The 19,986-nt window shown below is 40.3% G+C and carries 16 protein-coding genes; all 16 read right to left on the reverse strand.

The window, feature by feature from the left end; all coding sequences use genetic code 11:
* Positions 1-28 precede the first annotated feature (28 nt).
* The 16 genes from AAHB12_RS04385 to AAHB12_RS04455 all read right to left on the reverse strand — a co-directional run bounded on the left by AAHB12_RS04385 (position 29) and on the right by AAHB12_RS04455 (position 19,624).
* Positions 29-736: a rhamnogalacturonan acetylesterase gene (locus tag AAHB12_RS04385; protein ID WP_342044435.1), complete on the reverse strand. Its 708-nt coding sequence runs from the start codon at positions 734-736 to the stop codon at positions 29-31.
* Between the two features lie 242 nt (positions 737-978).
* Positions 979-2,013 carry a glycoside hydrolase family 88/105 protein gene (locus tag AAHB12_RS04390; protein ID WP_342044436.1) on the reverse strand — a complete coding sequence of 345 codons (1,035 nt, stop codon included), beginning with the start codon at positions 2,011-2,013 and terminating at the stop codon, positions 979-981.
* A 17-nt stretch (positions 2,014-2,030) separates the two neighbouring features.
* A complete protein-coding gene (locus tag AAHB12_RS04395) occupies positions 2,031-2,879 on the reverse strand; it encodes a carbohydrate ABC transporter permease (RefSeq protein WP_342044485.1) in 849 nt (282 codons plus the stop codon).
* Between the two features lie 50 nt (positions 2,880-2,929).
* Positions 2,930-3,829: a carbohydrate ABC transporter permease gene (locus AAHB12_RS04400; protein WP_246040374.1), complete on the reverse strand. Its 900-nt coding sequence runs from the start codon at positions 3,827-3,829 to the stop codon at positions 2,930-2,932.
* A gap of 130 nt (positions 3,830-3,959) precedes the next feature.
* Complete coding sequence (locus AAHB12_RS04405; RefSeq protein ID WP_342044437.1) at positions 3,960-5,261, reverse strand: ABC transporter substrate-binding protein; 1,302 nt, start codon at positions 5,259-5,261, stop codon at positions 3,960-3,962.
* A gap of 589 nt (positions 5,262-5,850) precedes the next feature.
* The gene (locus AAHB12_RS31665; protein ID WP_446715515.1) at positions 5,851-5,931 is read right to left on the reverse strand and encodes a rhamnogalacturonan lyase family protein; all 81 of its coding nucleotides are present in this window, start codon (positions 5,929-5,931) and stop codon (positions 5,851-5,853) included.
* A gap of 180 nt (positions 5,932-6,111) precedes the next feature.
* Positions 6,112-7,422, reverse strand: coding sequence for an ABC transporter substrate-binding protein (locus AAHB12_RS04410; RefSeq protein ID WP_342044438.1), 1,311 nt, complete (start codon positions 7,420-7,422; stop codon positions 6,112-6,114).
* A 275-nt stretch (positions 7,423-7,697) separates the two neighbouring features.
* A complete protein-coding gene (locus AAHB12_RS04415) occupies positions 7,698-9,245 on the reverse strand; it encodes a response regulator transcription factor (RefSeq protein WP_342044439.1) in 1,548 nt (515 codons plus the stop codon).
* Positions 9,238-11,010: a cache domain-containing sensor histidine kinase gene (locus tag AAHB12_RS04420; RefSeq protein ID WP_342044440.1), complete on the reverse strand. Its 1,773-nt coding sequence runs from the start codon at positions 11,008-11,010 to the stop codon at positions 9,238-9,240. Before AAHB12_RS04420 ends, AAHB12_RS04415 begins: the two co-directional genes overlap by 8 nt.
* 59 nt (positions 11,011-11,069) lie before the next feature.
* Entirely contained in the window at positions 11,070-11,699 is a 630-nt protein-coding gene (locus tag AAHB12_RS04425) for a YesL family protein (protein WP_342044441.1), read from the reverse strand.
* A gap of 271 nt (positions 11,700-11,970) precedes the next feature.
* A complete protein-coding gene (locus AAHB12_RS04430; RefSeq protein ID WP_129729334.1) occupies positions 11,971-12,816 on the reverse strand; it encodes a sugar phosphate isomerase/epimerase family protein in 846 nt (281 codons plus the stop codon).
* A gap of 249 nt (positions 12,817-13,065) precedes the next feature.
* The gene (gene kduD / locus AAHB12_RS04435) at positions 13,066-13,848 is read right to left on the reverse strand and encodes a 2-dehydro-3-deoxy-D-gluconate 5-dehydrogenase KduD (RefSeq protein ID WP_129729332.1); all 783 of its coding nucleotides are present in this window, start codon (positions 13,846-13,848) and stop codon (positions 13,066-13,068) included.
* Positions 13,849-13,882: 34 nt separating this feature from the next.
* The gene (gene kduI / locus AAHB12_RS04440; protein WP_129729330.1) at positions 13,883-14,713 is read right to left on the reverse strand and encodes a 5-dehydro-4-deoxy-D-glucuronate isomerase; all 831 of its coding nucleotides are present in this window, start codon (positions 14,711-14,713) and stop codon (positions 13,883-13,885) included.
* A 46-nt stretch (positions 14,714-14,759) separates the two neighbouring features.
* Complete coding sequence (locus AAHB12_RS04445; protein WP_342044442.1) at positions 14,760-15,776, reverse strand: sugar kinase; 1,017 nt, start codon at positions 15,774-15,776, stop codon at positions 14,760-14,762.
* Entirely contained in the window at positions 15,773-16,426 is a 654-nt protein-coding gene (locus tag AAHB12_RS04450; RefSeq protein ID WP_129729326.1) for a bifunctional 4-hydroxy-2-oxoglutarate aldolase/2-dehydro-3-deoxy-phosphogluconate aldolase, read from the reverse strand. Before AAHB12_RS04450 ends, AAHB12_RS04445 begins: the two co-directional genes overlap by 4 nt.
* Before the next feature lie 621 nt (positions 16,427-17,047).
* Positions 17,048-19,624, reverse strand: a complete 2,577-nt coding sequence (locus AAHB12_RS04455; protein WP_342044443.1) for a rhamnogalacturonan lyase — start codon at positions 19,622-19,624, stop codon at positions 17,048-17,050.
* Positions 19,625-19,986: the final 362 nt, after the last annotated feature.

A 19,986-nucleotide genomic window follows, 5' to 3' on the forward strand; every position in this document is an offset into this window, starting at 1 on the left:
GTATTTGTCCTCCATTTTCTAGTAACCGTTAAGAAACAATATGTGAACCTTTGCTGACTTTTACATGGACAGCTAACGGAAGCTGTAATTCCTGAATCCCTTCTATGACCAGCTTAGCAATCTCCGTTGCTCCCTCCTCACAAAAATGAGTGTTATCCTGAATTCCCTTGGGATAATTGGGATGCTCATCAGGCTCAAACCATACAAATAATCGTTTGGATCCTTCCACACCTAATGACTGATAGAATCCTTCTGTTTTGGACCATAAGTCGAGTAACGGCACATTAGATAAAGCTGCTAATTGTTTCATCGCTTCCGGATAATCTCCTAGCGTATTGACTAGCTTTCCCTCACTATCAAAGCTTCTTCGATGAACAGAGGTAACGAGAACAGGAATTGCTCCTTGCTCTCTCGCCCCTGTAATATACTGCGTCAAACAAGATTGATACGTTGTAAATGGCTCTGTTCCATACGTTTTTTGGTCATTGTGACCGAATTGTATAAATAAATAATCGTTTGGTCTGATTCTTTCTAGAATACTGGTCAATCTGCGTTCTATAATAAAACTGTTTGAGCTTCTCCCGCCCCTTGCTTCATTATGGACAATGACCTGCTCAGTAAAAAAAGAACCCAGCACTTGTCCCCAACCAGCCATTGGTGCCTCGTGCTCCGAGCAATTAGCAACGGTGGAATCCCCTGCCAAAAAGACTTGAATTCGTTCATTTTGATTTCCCATTTGATTCATTCACCCTATTCCAATTTGGATAATTTAAAGCAACAGGACGGTATATAAAGAAAACTCGCCGATTGGCAAGCCCTGCCCTTGGGCGAAGACAGAGGCGTAGCCCTACTTATACTGTATTCCTAAAATTTCCGACTACATCGAATTGGCTTCCAGCTGGAAATTTATACTTTCCTACAGTGTAAAGCAAAACGGATTGCCTATGTATTTCGACAATCCGTTTTCTCCCGTACCCCTTAATCAAATACCCTTTTATTTGCCTTCAACAGGCTTGCCAAAAATGCGAGGGTCAATCCTTGTCCCCAGCCTTGAATTCGTTTGTACGGCACATCCATATATCCCTGCATATCACGCATCACTGCGGTCCCCGCAGATACGTGCGTTACCCTGCCGTCCCCTGTAATATGGTCCAAAACTCCATGAATCGATTTTTGAACCTGTTTATGATACAAAGATCCCCTAGAAAGAAGGGCTGTTGCAATTCCCGCCGAACCCGAGACCTCGGGATACGATTCTGGATTGTCTACCACTGTATGCCATAGACCGGTATCAGCTTGTAATCGAACTAATGCGCTTAATTGATCCCGCAGTGACCCATCGATAATCATGTAGGAGGGATGAGTCACTTCAACAAGTTCCAAGGCCTTTGCCATCGTTAAGGCAGCCCACCCGTTCCCGCGTGCCCAAAAAACACCCGACATATGATTTTGTGCAAGATTATCCCAACCATGATAGTATAGGTCAGTAGCTGCATCCTGGAGGAAGTTTTCATGACCATGGTATTGCTTTAATCCATCTTCAAAGAAATCCTCCCTCCCTAGAAATTTTCCCATTCGAAGTAAAAACAACCCAGCCATCATCATGGTGTCTACCCATGCTTGTTCAGGAAAGATATACGTTTCGGAATTTACCGTGTGCTGGAAAATTCCGTCTGCAAAGCGATCTGCCTCATTCTGCAGAAATTCAGCCATTTTCGTAGCGGCATTCATATATTTCTCATCGTCTGTAGCTTGGTAGAGCGATAAAAGCGCGTGACCGATTGACACTCCGTTCACTGAAAGTTTCGGAAGACCATCCTCTAATTTTTCATCGACCCAATTTCTTAAAGGCTCGATATACTCACTTTTCCCTGTTGCCTCATATGCTTCAGCAACGCCGTAGAACGCAACCCCTCCCGGCCAATCCCAATTAAAATCCATTTGGAAGGTACGGTGAACAATACGATCAATAACTGTTAGAAGTTCGTTCTCATCGTATACAAGTGCCGGCATGATAGTTCTCCTCTCCATTACTTTAATCCGCTCGTGCTAATTCCCTCGACAATATACTTCTGAAATAAGAAGAAGATAAGTACAACCGGAAGTAAGGATACAACGGACATCGCAAACATAGCTCCCCAGTTTGAAGCGGTTTCCGTATCTAAAAACAGCTTTAATGCCAACGATACCGGGTACATTTCCGCTTTGTTCAAATACAGCACTGGATTGATTAAATCTTCCCACTTCCAGTAGAAGGAAAAAATCGCTGATGTAGCTAACGCCGGCACAATGAGCGGTAGAATGATTCTAAAAAAGATACTAAATCTGCCGCAGCCGTCAATTCTAGCGGCTTCATCTAACTCTACAGGAATCGTACGGATAAATTGAACCATTAAGAAGATAAAAAACGCGTGCCCAAAAAATTGTGGTACAACAATCGGTTTAAAGGAATTCAGCCAGCCAATCTTTGAAAATAGAATATATTGCGGAATCATGACTACCTCTTGAGGGAGCATCATTGTCACCATCATACAAGCAAACCAGAATGCCTTCCCTTTAAATTGGATACGTGCAAATCCATAAGCGATACAAGCGGAGGATATGACAGCACCAATCGTAGATAATCCAACTATGATTAAGGAGTTTTTAATAAATACACCAAAGGATTGACCAGCAATTCCTTCCCATCCTTGCACATAGTTGCTCAAAATGAATGGATGTGGAATAAGAGAATGAGCAGTGATAAAGACCTGTGAACTTTCTTTAAAAGAACTCATTAGTAACCAAATAATCGGATAAAGCATCAAAATCGCTAAACCACCCGTAAGAGCGTGGTATACTATTCTCTTTGGCTTAAATCTAGGTGATTTGACTGTCATCGGCTCGCTAATTCCGCTTTTTGTAGTCTCTTGAACTAGTTTCATTGTCATTAATCCTCCTTTGACTCATAATGAACCCAATAAGATGATGTTTTAAATAAAATTAATGTGAGTAAACCGACTATGAGCAACATGACCCACGCCATGGCAGAGGCATATCCCATTTGGAAGAAGTTAAAGGCTTTTTGGAACAAGTACAGGGAATAGAGAAGTGTTCCATCAAGCGGACCTCCCTCACCCTTTGAAATAATGTAGGCAGGAGTAAATGTCATAAAGGCTGAAATAGTTTGCATTACTAGATTAAAGAAAATAATTGGGCTTAATTGAGGTAACGTAATTTTAAAGAATTGCTGTAGTCCATTTGCTCCATCCACACTGGCAGCCTCATAATATGTTGGTGGAATATTTTTTAAGCCTGCTAGGAAAATCAACATAGACGAACCAAACTGCCAAATTGAAAGCAAAATTAATGTCCATAGTGCACTTGTTGGATCTTGATACCAAAGAATCTTTTTATTAATTCCCATGAAGAATAAGAGGGCATTAATTGTTCCATCATTCCCGAAAATATTACGCCACATGATCGCAACAGCGACGCTGCCTCCGATGATAGATGGAAGATAAAAGAGTGTACGGTAAATCCCAACTCCTTTAGAAGCACGATTGAGAAGCATTGCCACACATAATGCGAAAGCCAATCTCAGCGGAACACCTGCTAATACATAAGTGAAGGTAACCTGTAAAGAGTGCCAAAACTTTTCATCCCCTGTAAACATTTCGATATAGTTATCTAAGCCAATCCATTTTGGCGTGGAAAACAAATCATAGTTCGTAAAGGACAAGTATAGGGAAATAGCCATTGGGATGATTGTAAATGCCAGAAAACCGATGATAAATGGGGAAATAAAGGCATATCCCGCTATGTTTTCGCTCATTGATCGAAATTTCATCTCTCTCAGCTCCATTCTAGAAAATAGTCAGCTTCTATTAAAAGCAATTACGGCCTATCAATTCTAATTTTATAAGGAAGAGTACGAAAACCCTTAAGTACTATAGCATTCGTACTCTTTCCCGTTGTCTTTATTGCTTATTTCTCGCTAGAATTTCGTTTGCTTGTGCCCTAAATTTCTTCGCACCCTCTTCAGGTGTGATTTTCTTGAATAAAATTTGATCAGAAACATCCTTAAGCGCTTTCATTACTTCCGCACTTCCAAGCGGATCTGGCGGATCTGCTTCACTTGCGTGCTGCGAAGCTTGTTCTACATATTCAAAAACTTTCTTTGCTTCTTCACTTAGCTCAGGCTTGATAGCGTCCGCTACTTTAGAGGATACCGGTACACCGCGATCTCCCTTGATCAGCTTGTTCGCTTCAACACTGTTTGTAAAGAAGTCAATAAACTTCGCTGCTTCTTCTTTATGCTTAGAGCTCTTTGGAACGGAGAAGAACATGCTCGGTCTTAAAAATAATGCTTTTTCTTTTGCTTGTTCAGGTGGTAAATGCAGGCTAAGCGCTGATTTGGATAATTGTGCAAAACCAACATACTGGTTGGAATAATTCCATGTTACAGCGGCTGTGCCTTTTACAATAAAGTCATCCTCAAGTCCTTTTATCTGCGCTTGCTCATCAGGCGTTGGGAATGTTTTCGCATTCACTAAACGAAGCTGTCTCTCAAAATACTCGACAAATAACTTGTCATCGGAATATGCAAGACCCGTTCCATCCTTCTTATAAAATCTCTCCCCCTGTGTTCTTAAATAATACGGGAAGAACACATCCGGCGGATTCATAGTGTTCGTTCCATATTTCCCGGTCTTGTCTTGAACTTGAATCGCCATCTTTTCAAAATCATCCCAAGTCCAGTTTGAATCATTGATTTCAACGCCTGCTTGCCCTAGCAAATCATCATTTGCGATGACGGATAACACGTTGGAACCTAAGGAGAAACCATATAACTTCTTGCCAATCATGCCGCCTGATAGCTTGTTTGAATCAATTGAGCTTACATCAATTGTTTTGTCCTTTGTATAAGGTGTTAAATCCTCAAGCTGCCCTTTTTCACCGTATTGTGATAAATAAGCTGTATCCATTTGCATCACGTCAGGCAGCTGGTTTGCCGCAGCCATAGGAGCCAGCTTCTTCCAATAATCATCCCAGTTAGCAAACTCCGCTTCAATATGAACATTTGGATGTTCCTTTTCATACATTTCAATAACTTTCATTGTATAATCGTGTCGTGGTTGCCCGCCCCACCAGGCTACACGTAATGTAATCGCTTCTTCTTTGCCGCTTTTGCCTGCTGTTTCTTCATTCTTTGAGCTACAGCCTGCTGCAAATGCTCCTAACAAACCCACACATATGGTGGATAACAATAGCTTTTTCATTACCGTCCCTCTCCCTCGTTTTGTCTTCAGTGAAAGTGCTTACATGTATTATTTTAGGTTATTTCCAGCAAATCTAAAATTGAAAAACTAGACATGATTGTTTAAAAAACAGGGATGTCATCACCTTTTTGGCATCGGAAGCTTTTCATTTAATGAACCTGTTTATTCCATTAGCATTTGTAATATTATCCCCAATCATAGCCAATATTGTATGGATTGGTGGAAATTGTGTATCTTAACATCATTGTTTAATAGAGATGAAGTGGCCCAGGAAACTCGCCGATTGTCGGGCCCTGCCCTTGGGTGACGGCAGAGGTGCAGTTGCCTTTATACTGTATTCCTAAAGTTTCTCGCTATGTCAAATTGGCTTCCTGCTAGAAATTTATACTGTCTTAAAGTAAAAAGAGAAATAGCGTTCTCCGCTATTTCCCCTTCACATTCACTGATTGTAAGACAGAAACCACTGTTATTTTGTGACTTTCAGGCTACTGCTTCCCTTGAATATACTGCCATCCTTAAGGGAACCAGTCATACTAATCTCAAGCTGCCCTGCTTGTCCATCAAAGGCCTTTATAACCTCCTGTCGGTTCTATTTTAAAATCACTTCATACTCACCGTCTCTATCAAGATCAGCTACATTAGCATCGTTGGCTCTGTACGTGTATGTCACACTTCAAAACATGTTAACGTTTTTGATTTTTTCCTCGTCATTTGTCTACTTCCTTGTGAGTAAAGAAATACAAGCACATCCATTTATTTCACCAGATGTGATTCACAAACTATCAAAATCAGAAAAAAGAGCACGAAAACTATTGTATTCTGCAGTCTTCGTGCTCTCTCGTCACTGTCTCTATTGCTTGTTTCTAGCTAGAATTTCGTTTGCTTGCTCTCTAAATTTCTTCGCACCCTCTTCAGGTGTGATTTTCTTGAATAAAATTTGATCCGAAATATCTTTAAGCGCTTTCATTACTTCTGCGCTTCCAAGCGGATCAGGCGGATCTGCTTCACTTGCGTGCTGCGAAGCCTGTTCTACATATTCAAAAACCTTCTTTGCTTCTTCACTTAGCTCAGGCTTGATAGCGTCCGCTACTTTAGAGGATACCGGTACACCGCGATCTCCCTTGATCAGTTTGTTCGCTTCAACACTGTTTGTAAAGAAGTCAATAAACTTCGCTGCTTCTTCTTTATGCTTAGAGCTCTTTGGAACGGAGAAGAACATGCTCGGTCTTAAAAATAATGCTTTTTCTTTTGCTTGTTCAGGTGGTAAATGCAGGCTAAGCGCTGATTTGGATAATTGTGCAAAACCAACATACTGGTTGGAATAATTCCATGTTACTGCGGCTGTGCCTTTTACAATAAAATCATCCTCAAGTCCTTTTATCTGCGCTTGCTCATCAGGCGTTGGGAATGTTTTTGCATTCACTAAACGAAGCTGTCTCTCAAAATACTCGACAAATAACTTGTCATCGGAATATGCAAGACCCGTTCCGTCCTTCTTGTAAAATTTCTCTCCCTGTGTTCTTAAATAATACGGGAAGAACACATCCGGCGGATTCATAGTATTCGTTCCATATTTCCCGGTCTTGTCTTGAACTTGAATCGCCATCTTTTCAAAATCATCCCAAGTCCAGTTTGTATCATTGATTTCAACGCCTGCTTGCTCCAGCAAATCATCATTTGCGATGACGGATAACACGTTGGAACCTAAGGAGAAACCATATAACTTGTTACCAATCATGCCACCTGATAGATTGTTTGGATCAATTGAGCTTACATCAATTGTTTTGTTCTTTGTATAAGGTGCTAAATCCTCAAGCTGCCCCTTTTCGCCATATTGCGATAAGTACGCCAAATCCATTTGGATCACGTCAGGCAGCTGGTTTGCCGCAGCCATAGGCGCGAGCTTCTTCCAATAATCATCCCAGTTGGCAAATTCCGCTTCAATCTTAACGTTCGGATGTTCCTTTTCATACATTTCAATAACTTTCATTGTATAATCATGTCGAGGCTGTCCACCCCACCATGACACACGCAGCGTAATTGGCTCTTTTTCCGCTGCTTCTTTTTCTGTTTTACCTGATGTGCTTTCGCTCTTAGAGCCACAGGCTGTCATGACTACTAGCAGGACCAAACTTAGCATTGATAAGAACAATTTCTTCATTGCGATCCCCCTTCTTCCATCCACCTCTTTGTAAGTGCTTACATTTACTATTCTAGTCATTTTTTGAAAGCTTGGAATGTAAAAAACAGATATGATTGTTTAAAAAACAGGGATATCTCCTCCAGGTCTTTATGAGAAACAACACTATTTTTATATGTAACTGGGATGAATAGAAAAGCAATATCTGTTGCAATAGTATCTTTCCTTTTCTTGACATTACGGAGTAAGGATAAAAAGCACCCCCTATATAAGGTAGGAGGTGCCGCTGCGGAGTTCTAAAGTCCCTTTCGATATTCAGAAGGAGTGCATCCTGTATGCTTTTTAAACACTTGGCTAAAGTATTGAGGGTTATCGCCGAATCCTATCATTTCGGCTAGAGTTACGATTTTTACATCGTCCATCTGTTTGATCTGTTCCATCGCTTTTTCAATTCGTACCTTCATTACATAGTTAGAAAAACGTTCCCCTGTTTCTTGTTTAAACAGCTTTCCTAAATAATCTGCATTCATATAGAGCATTTGATTGGCAACCCACTTTAAAGATAAGTCCGGGTTGCCAAGATGCTCATTGATAATACCAATTACTTTATTAATAATAGATGAATGCTTTGTTTTGTGACAATTGTAATACGTAAGGGTAATTTCTTCTGCAGTCTGCTCAAAAAATGTTTTCATTTGCTGCACGGTATTCATTGCCATAAGAGAAGGGATTTTTTCCATGTATACATTCATGTGCTCTGAATCACATGTCTGGACCATAACAAGGAACAGTTGCATTACATATGATTTTGTTAAATGGATACCTAACCGTTTGTTGATGAGAGTAGTAAAAAAACTTGTAATCTCCTCACGCGCATCTTCCCAATGCCCTGATTTAATTAGTAAACAAAATTGCTGTTCATCAAACTCTATCGAAAAATCACTATCTTGACTTACAGACGTTATATCCTTCTTTGTGATAATACTTCCTTCTCCTAAATAAAAACGGTGATTCAAGCATTCTAACGTTTCTTGATAAAGTCTTCTTGCACTGCGAATATGATCGGCTTCACTTACCGCAACCGTTGTATCCAGGCCGTAAAACTGAAAGAATTTCTCACGGATGAGCTTAATTTGATCCTGCAGCTGTGCTGCTTCCCCTTCCTCCATAATAAATAGAACGTATTCTCCAATAATCGTACTTAGCAAGGGAGAAACAAGGATTTCCTCCGCAATATTTTTAAGTGCATACATGTGCTCAAAAGAAAACTCACCCTCTAATTGAAATAAAAGAAGACGTACTTGTTGATCGCTCAATTCAATGTTAAACAGCCTTTGATAATAGCTTAAGTCCCTGTTTGTATAGATTTTATTTGAAATAAATTCCTTCAATAGCTGCTCCTTTATATAAGGCTGCGCTGTTTCAAAACGGCTTTTGATCCCTTGTACAAACTGTTCTTTATCTTCCTCTTCTTTGAGCTCTCCTATTACTTTTTCTAATGTTTCCATGATGGTATGCTCATTACAAGGCTTTAGTAAGTAATGCTTTACCCCATATTGCATAGCGCTTCTTGCATATTCAAACTCGGAGAATCCCGATAATAAAATAAAACGAATAGAAGGAAATTCCTGGTGCACCTTAGCTGCTAATGCGAGCCCGTCCATGCCCGGCATTTTAATATCACTAATAACAATATGCGGCTGTTCGCGAACAATCTTTTCATAGGCCTCCACGCCATTTCGTGCGGTATCAACTAATATCGTGTCTAACGCAGCCCAATCGATTCCATTTGAAATCCCTTCCAAAATAATTCGTTCATCATCTACCAATAATACCTTATACATATTCTTCACACCCCATTTGATACGGTAATATGATGCTTACTGCAGTCCCTTTATCAGGTAAGCTCTCTATCTGTAAACCGTATTGCTCACCGAAGGAGAGTTTGATTCGTTCATCAATGTTCTGTAAGCCAATACCAGTCCCTCTTGTTTTTACTTGTCCGCTCTTTATCTTATCAAGTAACGAAGTATCCATACCCGGTCCATTGTCCTCTACGGTAAGATACAGGCAGGCTTCCTTTCTAAAGGCCCTAACTGTAATCTTACACGGTTCAATCGATGGCTCCAAAGCATAGTGAATTGCATTTTCAATTAAAGGCTGCACAGTAAGCTTTGGAATATAGCAGCTTTGTAAATCAGGGGGAATATCTAAAGAAAAATCCAGCCGTTCTTCAAATCGGTATTGCTGAATTGTGATATAGGATTGAACAATTTCAATTTCTTTCTCAATCGTAATGACATCTTCCTTCATACTGATAGAGTTCCGAAGTAAATACCCAAGTGACTCGACCATTTTGGAAATCTGCTGCTGCTGATTTGCCTTTGCCAGCCAGTTAATCGATTCTAAAGTATTGTATAGAAAATGAGGATTGATTTGGGCTTGGAGCGCTTTAAACTCCGTTTCCTTAATCAACAGCTGTTTCTCATAATTTTCTTTAATCAACTCATTGATTCGCTGGATCATAATGGTAAAATTACGATGTAAAGTACCAACCTCGTCCTGATGCAATGGAGGGGCAGGCAACGATTCCGCTATCGCAAAGTCCCCCTTTTGAACATGCTTCATAGCTGCAACTAACTTTTCAATCGGGCTTGTGATTCTTCTCGAAAATCTAACTCCTAAGGAAAGAACAAAGAGCGACAATAAAATAAACAAAAAGATTAGAGAATACTTCACTGCTGTTACCTTCGCAAACATAAGATTAAACGGTATGATGTTCCAATACGTCCAGTCCGCATAAGAGGATTGAATATGAGTAATAAAATATCTTTGCCCGCCTACCTTTTGAATTTTATAGCCTTGCTTTGTCTTGTTTGAGAAGTCAAATTGTTTAAAGCTATTGATCGTTTTTTCTGAAAAGAATACATCTTGCCCATTGGAAATCATTATACTTCCAGCTGTTTCTTCCCATTCCTTCGGCAGATCTCTCACGATTTTTTCTAAATCAACATGAATAACTAATGTTCCTAATTTGTCTAAGCTTAAATTTTCATACGCTCGAACTTGTCTTGCGGAAAATAAGAAATCATTGAAGCCATCTGGCGTAATCCAGAGGGTTCCTCCGTTCTGTTTAGCCGCCTGATAGATGATAAGGTCGCGCTGTTCTTTTGATAATGCTGCAGAATTCGTTCCAGCTACATATTCTCTTCCGTTTGCATCAAACAAATGAATCGAGTGGATATATTTTTCTGAGCCAGCATAACTTGTTAGCCTATCCCAGAGCTCATTTTGAATACGATATTGTTCATAACCGCTAATATTCCCTTTTAAATCTCTTAAGTTTCGCTGTATATCATTATCTGTAATAATATCGAAGGAAATTTCCTCCACCTTTTTCAGTTCATCCTCAATACTATTAGATGACATCATTAACACTTGGGAGGACTTGCGGTAAATTTGCTCATCATAAATTTGAAAGGCATATTGCAGCCCAATCAACATAAAAGAAAGAGAAACGACCATAATAAAGGATATAAAGATAACCAACTTATATTTAATCTTTAAGTTTTGATAGGCACTTGTTATAAAGAGCAGCAGCTTATTCATAGAAGTCAAAGCCCCCTCCTGCTTACATTCTTGACTACGTTTGTAAGCTTTTATTGAATCTAGATTGCTTGTCTCTTTGCGTAGCTGTGATCAATACTATGAAAGGCCTTGACAGCAAACCAGGTGACAACCCAACAGAAAACGCTTCCACTGAAGAATACAATGAATGTAACATGCAACAAAATCAGATACGTAACCCCTAAAGCTCCAGCGGCCATCCCAAGTGTGTGTAAAGGCCGAGAAAATCCAATAATGAGTGCGTATTTGAATGTATGGAGTAAAGGAATATTATAGTGAGCATATACAGGAAAAATAAATAGTACAATAACTCCATAAACGAATAGTAAACTCATAAAAATAAACTTCATTATAGACATTTGCTCATGAAATACACCCAGTATCACAAAATCAAAGTAAAAAACAGCTGCAATGACAGACAAAATACCTCCTATTATATTTATTCTCAGGAATTCCTTCTTATATGCCTTCCAAAATGTTTGGAAAATTGGAATGTCTGTATTTCCTGTCACCCATTTGCGAGTCACCGAGAATGTAGCAGCAGTGGCAGGCATAATACCAAGGACAACTAAGCCCGCAATAGAAAAAGAAACCCACAATATATTTAAATAAGCCAAACGCATAACCCATTCACAAAAACGGTATAATCCGTTCGTCACAAATTGTACCATATTTTCCGCCTCCTCTCATGAACCGACAACCTTTTAAATTCTTCCCTATTTGATTTGTATTCAACCATTTCCAAAACGAAAGTTAAACCAGGTGAACAATTCCAGAAATAGCTGCTCTGTTTACCCGAAACTTTTTCTATAATCTAACCCTCTTGGATTAGATGCCGCTTGAAAACACTTTCATATTATAATTGTAGAAAATTGCTTACATATTCTAAAGCAAAAAAACAGACATCACTGTTTAAAAAACAGTGATGTCACAGAAGCTTGGTTATGCAAAATCCCTTGCACTCTTATATTTATCCCTTAGAAACTCTATACTTTCCTCTATAAAGGGCTCTGTAGTTTCCTCCATCAAAATATTTACAAAAGGCTTTTTCGATTTTATAAGCCGGATGACCACATCATAGTCTAACAGGCCTTTCCCAACTGCTGTTGGCTTTAACTGATTATCCTCCACTATAAAATCCTTTGCATGCAGGATTGCTATCCGATCTCCAAATAATTCGATTGCTTCAGTGAAAATTTCTTCCTGCTGCATGTAATTCTCTATTGTTAAGAAATTAACTGGGTCAAAAATAACCTGAAGATTATTAGAATCTATCGTATCTAAAAGCCTTTTCATCACTTTTGGTGAATAAATCGGATGATTCACTCCCCCTTCAATCCCTACAATTACGCCAAATTTTTCCGCTTCTTGTACAAGCTCTCGTACACTGCTCGCGACCTGCTGAAATGGTTCTTCTTTGAAGTTCTCTACCGTATAGACAATGTCTGCATTCACATTTCCAGTTTCAGTTCCAACAATGCTGCAGCCAAAATCCCTTGCATATCTGATATGCTCTTTAAATCGTTCTAGCGCCTTCCTTCTTTCATCTTGGTCTGGATGAATCATATTAATATAACAGCCGAGCACGGCAATTTGAATATTGTGGTTACGAAAGGCAGTCCCAATCTTATATGCCATTCCTGGACTTAGGCTCCCTAAACCTGTATCGAAATCAAAGGATTTACCTAAAGCCAGCTGTACAGAGGTCAGCCCCTTATTTGAGATTTCTTGTACTAACTCCTCTAACGGACGTTTTTTCATATCATGCGCTCTTATACCAATATTCATGCATACCACCTATCCCTTCATTCATTCAATGCTCTATAAAACTCTATGCATTTTAAGCCTATACTCATCGATTAGCAAAGACAGAGACGCAGTTGTACTTATAACTTTATTCCTAGCATTTCTCACTACGTCGAATGGTCTCCCAGCTGGAAATTTATATTTTCTTACAGTGTAAAGTGAAATAAACCGTACCACCTGTTTGCGTGATACGGCTATCGAGTGTTCCCCTTATCCTACGTTATATAGGTATTATCTAGTTAACCAGCCGCCGTCAACTGCTAAAATATGTCCGTTCACATAATCGGAGGCGCTGCTCGCTAAGAAAACAACAGCTCCCATCAAATCTGCCGGAGTGGCCCAGCGATTAGCAGGAATACGTGACAAAATTTCTGCATTGCGCTTTTCATCTGCTCGGATTGGGGCAGTATTTGCGGTTTCTACATATCCCGGTGCAATTGCATTGATTTGTACGTTATATTCTGCAAGTTCATTCGCAAATGCTTTTGTAACACCTGCCACCCCATGCTTGCTGGCTGTATATGCCGGTACAAATTTGCCGCCTTGGAAGGTAAGCATAGAAGCAATATTAATAATCTTTCCGCTTCTTTGCTCTGCCATTACCTTTGCTGCCTCTTGGCTCAGAAAATATACAGAATTTAAATTGAGATCCATTACAGTGTCCCAATCCTCTTCTTTATATTCTAATAGTGGCGTACGACGTATAGTGCCTGCGTTATTTACTAAAATATCGAGCTTCCCATATACTCTCATGCACTCGGCAACGATTTGTTTGACTGCTTGCCTATCCGTTAAATCTGCTTGAAAAAAGTGGACAGTACGACCTTCTTTCTCGATTAATTCCCTTGTTTCTTCCCAATTTGTTCCATGCGTTACAATAAGAAGATCTGCACCAGCCTTCGCAAGCGCTAACGCATATCCTTGTCCTAGCCCTGTGTTACCGCCTGTGACAATTGCAACCTTTCCATTCAATTGAAAGAGATTCATTGAAAATGCATTTAATTCAGTTGTCACGATTACTGCCCCCTTGTTGCTTTTTATCAGCTCACTATCTCAATTCACTCATTTTTACATGATCCATATCATGATAAGTAATGTTTTCTCCGCACATTCCCCAAATAAAGGTATAGTTGCTCGTTGCTGTACCTGTATGAATCGACCAGCTTGGTGAAATGGCTGCTTGTTCATTGCTCATAATTAAATGCCTTGTTTCTTCCGGTTTGCCCATAAAGTGGAATACGCGAGTGTCCTGCTCCATATCAAAATACAAATATACTTCCATACGGCGTTCATGTGTATGACAAGGCATTGTATTCCAAACACTTCCCGGCGAGAGCATCGTTAACCCCATTTGCAGCTGACAGCTCTCACAAACATTCGGATGAACATATTGATAAATTTTCCGTTCATTTAATGTGCCCGGTGCGCCAGCCTGAAGCGGATCAATTTGATTAATATCAATTTTCACCGTTGGATATGTGTGGTGGGCTGGCGTGGAGTTAATATAGAACTTAGCAGGATTGTTAGCATCCTTTGAACGGAATAAAACCTCCTTAACACCTCTCCCAACATATAAGCCGTCACGGCGCTGCATATCATATTCAGTGCCGTCAAGAGTAATTACACCATCTCCACCGATGTTAATCACACCCATTTCACGACGCTCCAAGAAATAATTGACCCCTAGCTCCTTATCTAACTTAATTGTCAATTCCTCTTTCGCCGGCGTGACTCCGCCGAAAATCATCCGATCCACATGTGTATATGTTAGATGTACTTGATCTGCTTCAAATAGTGTTTCTACTAAAAAGTGTTTTCGTAGTTCTTCTGTTGTGTATTTTTTCATATCATCTGGATGATGCGCATAACGAGTTTCCATTTTATTTACCTCTTTTCGTTGGTTTGTGTCTTCTTTATACAAACACTTATCGCATAATTTTAGCTGAGCCGTGATCTACAAACTGAGAAATTTCTTCTACTGAAAAGACATTGCAGTCACCGTGCACTGTATGTTTTAAGGCAGATGCTGCTATCGCAAAGGAAATAATTTGTTCCGGCGGCAATGTTCCTAGCAATATACCGTGCAGCACGCCTGATGCGAACGCATCACCCCCGCCAACACGATCAACAATTTGATCAATGTGGTGCTCCTTGGATTGATAGAGTTCTCCATTTACATACAAATTGCCTTGCAGTTTATGATTCGATGCCGATTGCACTGTCCGGAAGGTGGAACTCATATAGCGAATATTCGGATACATTTCCTTGATTTTTCTGTAATAATACTCTAACTTCTCTGTCTTTGTCAGAGAAGCATCGGCTGTTGGAATATCAAGTAAATACAGGGCATCCAATTCTCCACAAAAACAAATATCAATATAAGGCAATAGCGGTTTGATTGCTTGAGAAGCTTCCTTTTGACTCCAAAGCGTTGCCCGGTAATTAAAGTCAAAGCTCGTCTGAATCCCGCATTCTTTCGCTTTCTGCAAAGCCAGCATCGTTAATTCTCTTAAATAAGGGGACAATGCCAAGGTAATTCCAGAAACATGAAAGAGTGCTGCTCCCTCAAAAATCCCCTCTAAATCCAGCTCCTCAAGATTCAGATTGGAAAAACTGGAATATTTTCGGTCATATATGATCTTAGCACTTCTTTCACCTACACCTGACTCTAGGTAGTAGGTCCCCAGCCGTTCTCCTCCCTTTAACAGATAATCGGTATAAACACCGTGAGATTTTAAGTGACGTTCTACTGCCTCTCCTAAAGGGTTATTTGGCACCTTACTTACAAAATATACATCATAACCAAAACGGGAAAGTGCTACACTTACATTTGCTTCGGCACCGCCATAATGCATAGTAAGCTTATTAGTTTGAGAAAGACGCTCTCCTGTATGTGTCGAAAGACGAAGCATAATTTCCCCTAGCGTGATGATCTTCTTCATACGCTAACCCATCTTGCTTCTTTTACTTTTTCAACATATTGACCTGCTATCTCAGTAATTTGTTCATAATTTCCGGTCTTGGCAGGGGCAACTAAATTACCGCCCACACCAACGGCCACGCAGCCGTTTTGTATCCATTGTCCTATATTCTCTAAACTGACTCCGCCAGTTGGCATAATGTTGACTTGTGGAAGCGGCGCTTTTACAGCCTTTATGAACTCAGGACCAAATGCATTTCCAGGAAACAGCTTGATGATGTCTGCCCCATGTTCCAAAGCTTGCTTCATTTCCGTAATTGTCATACAACCCGGCATATAAGGAACTTGATATAAATTACATAGTTTTGCTGTTTCCGCGTCAAAGCATGGACTTACAATGAATTGCGCGCCAGCCAAAATTGCAATGCGTGCCGTTACAGCATCAAGGACAGTCCCAGCTCCCAGCACTACGTTAGCATTGTTTGCATAAAACGCAGCTAATTCCTTAATTACCGCCTCTGCATTGTCAATCGTAAAAGTAACCTCAATACCTAAAATTCCACCCTTTACACATGCTTCAGAGATACGGACCGCTTCTTCTGTCGTATCCGCCCTTACAACAGCGACTACCCCGCAATCAGATATTTTAGTTAACACTTCTAGTTTCTTCATGTTTGCCTCCTGGAAGGGAAATATTATGATCGAGATACTCTACTAAACAAAGGATGGCCATGGATTGTCCATATGGCATGGGCGCCACCGGAATCTGTTTATAAAAATTAAGTAACTCTCCCAGTGTGGTCGATTCCCAATAATTAAAGCTTTTATTATCTATTTTGTGGCCATCAGCAAGAGGAATTGCCTATTTTTCGTCTGGATCCTTCAAATTCACTCGATTATCAATTAACAGCTCAAGCCGTTGTTCGATTTCTTGTCTCTGCATTTGATAATACTCCTTTTTGATGACTAAATAAGTAGCGTAATCAGAAAATGATAGCGCTTTAAAAATAAATCCGAAAAGGTAAAATTTATAGATCTGTCTTTTATGTGTTTTTCTTATCTATAAAGATTACACTGTTAATTGTAATGATCCTGAAGCTCTTTTTTAATATAAAAAACAGCCATCATTGTTCAAAAAACAGTGATTCTCATATTAGATTTCTCCTCGCGTTTATGTATTAGTTTTGGAGTCTGGTTATGCTCCCTAAAGTGGCGCAGACAGCCGCCCTGCTATTTCAAGGCGGCTGTCTGCACTGTTTGTACTCTTTCATAATCAGGTTGTTTACAGAGCTGTTATTTCTTCTCTTCTTTCTCCCACATCTCTATGAGTAACTGGGCATGATGGGATAGGTTTTGTTTTGCTCGGTCTGAAATTGTGTGCGCCTGATTGTTTTCTCCATTGAGATCAGACAAATATTTCTTCATAAACTTAATAGCATTTTGTACAGATCCTTTCTCAAGCTGATGCTTTGCCTGATTATAGCTATTCGTTAATTGCGGCACGATAGGACCAGTTAATTCATCCGCCTCTTTATACTCATTCATCAAATTCTCCAATACAGACATAACGCCCGGAGTCCAGAAGCTTGGTATTGGAACCTTCGACCAATCCGTATCAGATGCAAAATAGAAGCTTGTGTAGGAAGGCTGGTTATAGGTTGTGTTTTGTCTTGCTACCTCTGCCCGGTACTGCGGATCTTGCATTAATGTATAGAGCTTGCGGTCGGTTACCTCCGTGCTGAGATACATACGGATCGCAGAGCTGTCTGCTGTTCTCACAAGGAGCTCCTCTCTCCAATCTCCAAGTACATCAGCGACTAAGGAAGGGTTACCCTTTGTACCGTTATTTGTTCTTGTATCTGTAGCTGTGAGCAGCTGCCCCTTCTTCCAATCTTCAATGGTTGGTGTAACGTCTTGTGCACCGTTCACGATTTGTGTAGTCATATCTGCTGACCACTTAATATTCATGTTTGTCCCTGGTGTTGCAGAGTTCAATTTTTCGCCAGCGGCTGTCCACGTACCAACTGCCCATGTTTCTAGTCCTTTACGAGAAGGATCAATATCTCCTACCATGCCTCGTCCAGTATCCTTACCTGTGTAGCCGCCCGACAGCACTTTTCCCGTTTTAGAGTCACGCAAAGAGTAACCATATGGAGCGCTTGTTGCATTTTCATGAACCATGAAGGTTTCTAAGCCCGGCCTATCTGGATCGATATCTGTAACATGGAGCGCATCACCATGCCCAAGTCTAGCTGTTGTACCCGGAGACGCACTTTGCGGAGGCAATACATCCATCGAACTGTACAATAAGCTGCCATCATGATCAATTGTAGCTCCTCCGTAGACAATTTCCTGATAACCATCACCATCAACGTCCGCTGCACTGAGGGAATGAGCCCCTTGATTTGTCATGGCTCCGTACTCTGGATCAGTTCCTGATTTACCATGGGGATTGTCATTAAATGGATTGCTCATAGGCGTCCAGCCGCTATCCGCATACCAATGCTCCTTCAGATGGGTGCCGTCCCAGCTGTATGAAACAAGTGTGGAACGCGTGTAGTAGCCGCGAGCAAATACAGCATAAGGCTTTTCTCCGTCAAGATAGGCAACGCCCGCAAGGAAACGGTCAACACGATTTGCAGGCTCAATTCTTGGCAGGGCATAATCCCCCCACATCAGACCATCGTCATGACGCTCTGTTTTATAATGGATCGTTTCCAACTCAGCACCATCTGCCCCGTTAAACACAGTTAAATACTCAGGACCGTCCACAATAAAGCCTTCAAACTTTCTAAGTTCGTTTTTGCTGCTTCTGCTTGGAGCATATACATCAATAAAGTAGTCAGCCAAGCTTTCAGCATCTTTTCTTGATAACGGATAGTTATACTTCTTTTCGATTCCAAAGCACTCCTCAAGAGTTTTTGGCCAATGACCATTTACAACCTCCTCATGCTTGTCCCAGCCCATAAACATGTTCACTACATGCTCATAGTAATCACTTGCACTCATACGATAATCATCCTCGTTACTATAACCGGCTTGAATGTCCTCTTGAGGCATTGTAATATATTTTTCAGATACTATATTTCCTGCTGTATCAAACTTGATGACCTTTGTACCAGGAGCTGTTTTAAACATCATTTCAGCTTTTCCATCTCCGTCAAAGTCGTATACCATAAATTGTGTATAATGAGCACCCGCTCTAATATTAACGCCTAGATCTATTCGATACAGAAGTGTTCCATCAAATTTATAACAGTCAATATACACATTTCCTGTATAGCCTTTAATGGAAACATCTTTAGAATTTGATGGGTCCCATTTCACGAAGTACTCATATTGACCATCGCCATCTACATCGCCAACGCTCATATCATTAGCTGAATACGTATACGTTTCCCCTGCAGGTGTGATGCCATCTGCTGGTTTTTTCAATTTTAAGTCGTAATATTGCTTTCCCCATGGGGTAACAGTTGAGCTTTGGTCGACTTCTTTTCCATTCACTACAGCACTTACGTAATACTTAGAGGCAGCGCTTCCCTCTTTATCCAAATAATTTGTGCTATCTTCCACTGTTGCAATTTTTTTACCATCACGATATACGTTAAAGTTTGCACCCGTTAAGCCTTTGTTAGAATAACCGTTTACTTCATTAGCTAAAAGTCTCCAGCTAAGAAACATACCTTCAGATGTAGGCGCCGCAGCCAAGCCTCTGTCAAGATATTCTAATTGCACACCTGCCCCCTTACCTGCTTCACTTTCCTTCTGTGCATGAGCGGCAGTTGCGTTATCAATACTCGTAAAAAGCATCGGCACTGTTAAAGCTACAGTTAGTGCCTTATTAACGAACGAAGATTTCTTTTGATCCATGTTCTTGTCACCTTCCTTAAACAATCTTTATAGTCCTTTGAACATCATAGTTTCTAACAAAGATAGGCAGTGAAATATGTAATTGCTGTGCTCATTTGGCAACGATACTAAATCACAACGACGATTGTTTGCGCTTACGTTAGGATCTGCTGCAACGCCTCCCTGTCAGTAATAATTGCTCTCTCTTATGAAAACCCTTTCAAAAAACTGGTCTATAAAGAGGAAATCCTTTTACATTATAATTTGATTATTCTGAATTCTACATAGGGAAATCAGTTATTTTTGTTAAAAAAACAGACTTATTCCTAAAGCAATCAAGAAAACTCACCGATTGGCCTCCTAGCCAGAAATTGATACATTTT

The sequence above is a fragment of the Bacillus sp. OTU530 genome (genome assembly GCF_038440375.1).

Coding starts and splice junctions, on each gene's coding strand:
- AAHB12_RS04385 (WP_342044435.1), bottom strand. CDS start 736: ATGGGAAATCAAAATGAACGAATTCAAGTCTTTTTGGCAGGGGATTCC.
- AAHB12_RS04390 (WP_342044436.1), bottom strand. CDS start 2,013: ATGCCGGCACTTGTATACGATGAGAACGAACTTCTAACAGTTATTGAT.
- AAHB12_RS04395 (WP_342044485.1), bottom strand. CDS start 2,879: ATGACAGTCAAATCACCTAGATTTAAGCCAAAGAGAATAGTATACCAC.
- AAHB12_RS04400 (WP_246040374.1), bottom strand. CDS start 3,829: ATGAAATTTCGATCAATGAGCGAAAACATAGCGGGATATGCCTTTATT.
- AAHB12_RS04405 (WP_342044437.1), bottom strand. CDS start 5,261: ATGAAAAAGCTATTGTTATCCACCATATGTGTGGGTTTGTTAGGAGCA.
- AAHB12_RS04410 (WP_342044438.1), bottom strand. CDS start 7,422: ATGAAGAAATTGTTCTTATCAATGCTAAGTTTGGTCCTGCTAGTAGTC.
- AAHB12_RS04415 (WP_342044439.1), bottom strand. CDS start 9,245: ATGTATAAGGTATTATTGGTAGATGATGAACGAATTATTTTGGAAGGG.
- AAHB12_RS04420 (WP_342044440.1), bottom strand. CDS start 11,010: ATGAATAAGCTGCTGCTCTTTATAACAAGTGCCTATCAAAACTTAAAG.
- AAHB12_RS04425 (WP_342044441.1), bottom strand. CDS start 11,699: ATGGTACAATTTGTGACGAACGGATTATACCGTTTTTGTGAATGGGTT.
- AAHB12_RS04430 (WP_129729334.1), bottom strand. CDS start 12,816: ATGAATATTGGTATAAGAGCGCATGATATGAAAAAACGTCCGTTAGAG.
- kduI (WP_129729330.1), bottom strand. CDS start 14,713: ATGGAAACTCGTTATGCGCATCATCCAGATGATATGAAAAAATACACA.
- AAHB12_RS04445 (WP_342044442.1), bottom strand. CDS start 15,776: ATGAAGAAGATCATCACGCTAGGGGAAATTATGCTTCGTCTTTCGACA.
- AAHB12_RS04450 (WP_129729326.1), bottom strand. CDS start 16,426: ATGAAGAAACTAGAAGTGTTAACTAAAATATCTGATTGCGGGGTAGTC.
- AAHB12_RS04455 (WP_342044443.1), bottom strand. CDS start 19,624: ATGGATCAAAAGAAATCTTCGTTCGTTAATAAGGCACTAACTGTAGCT.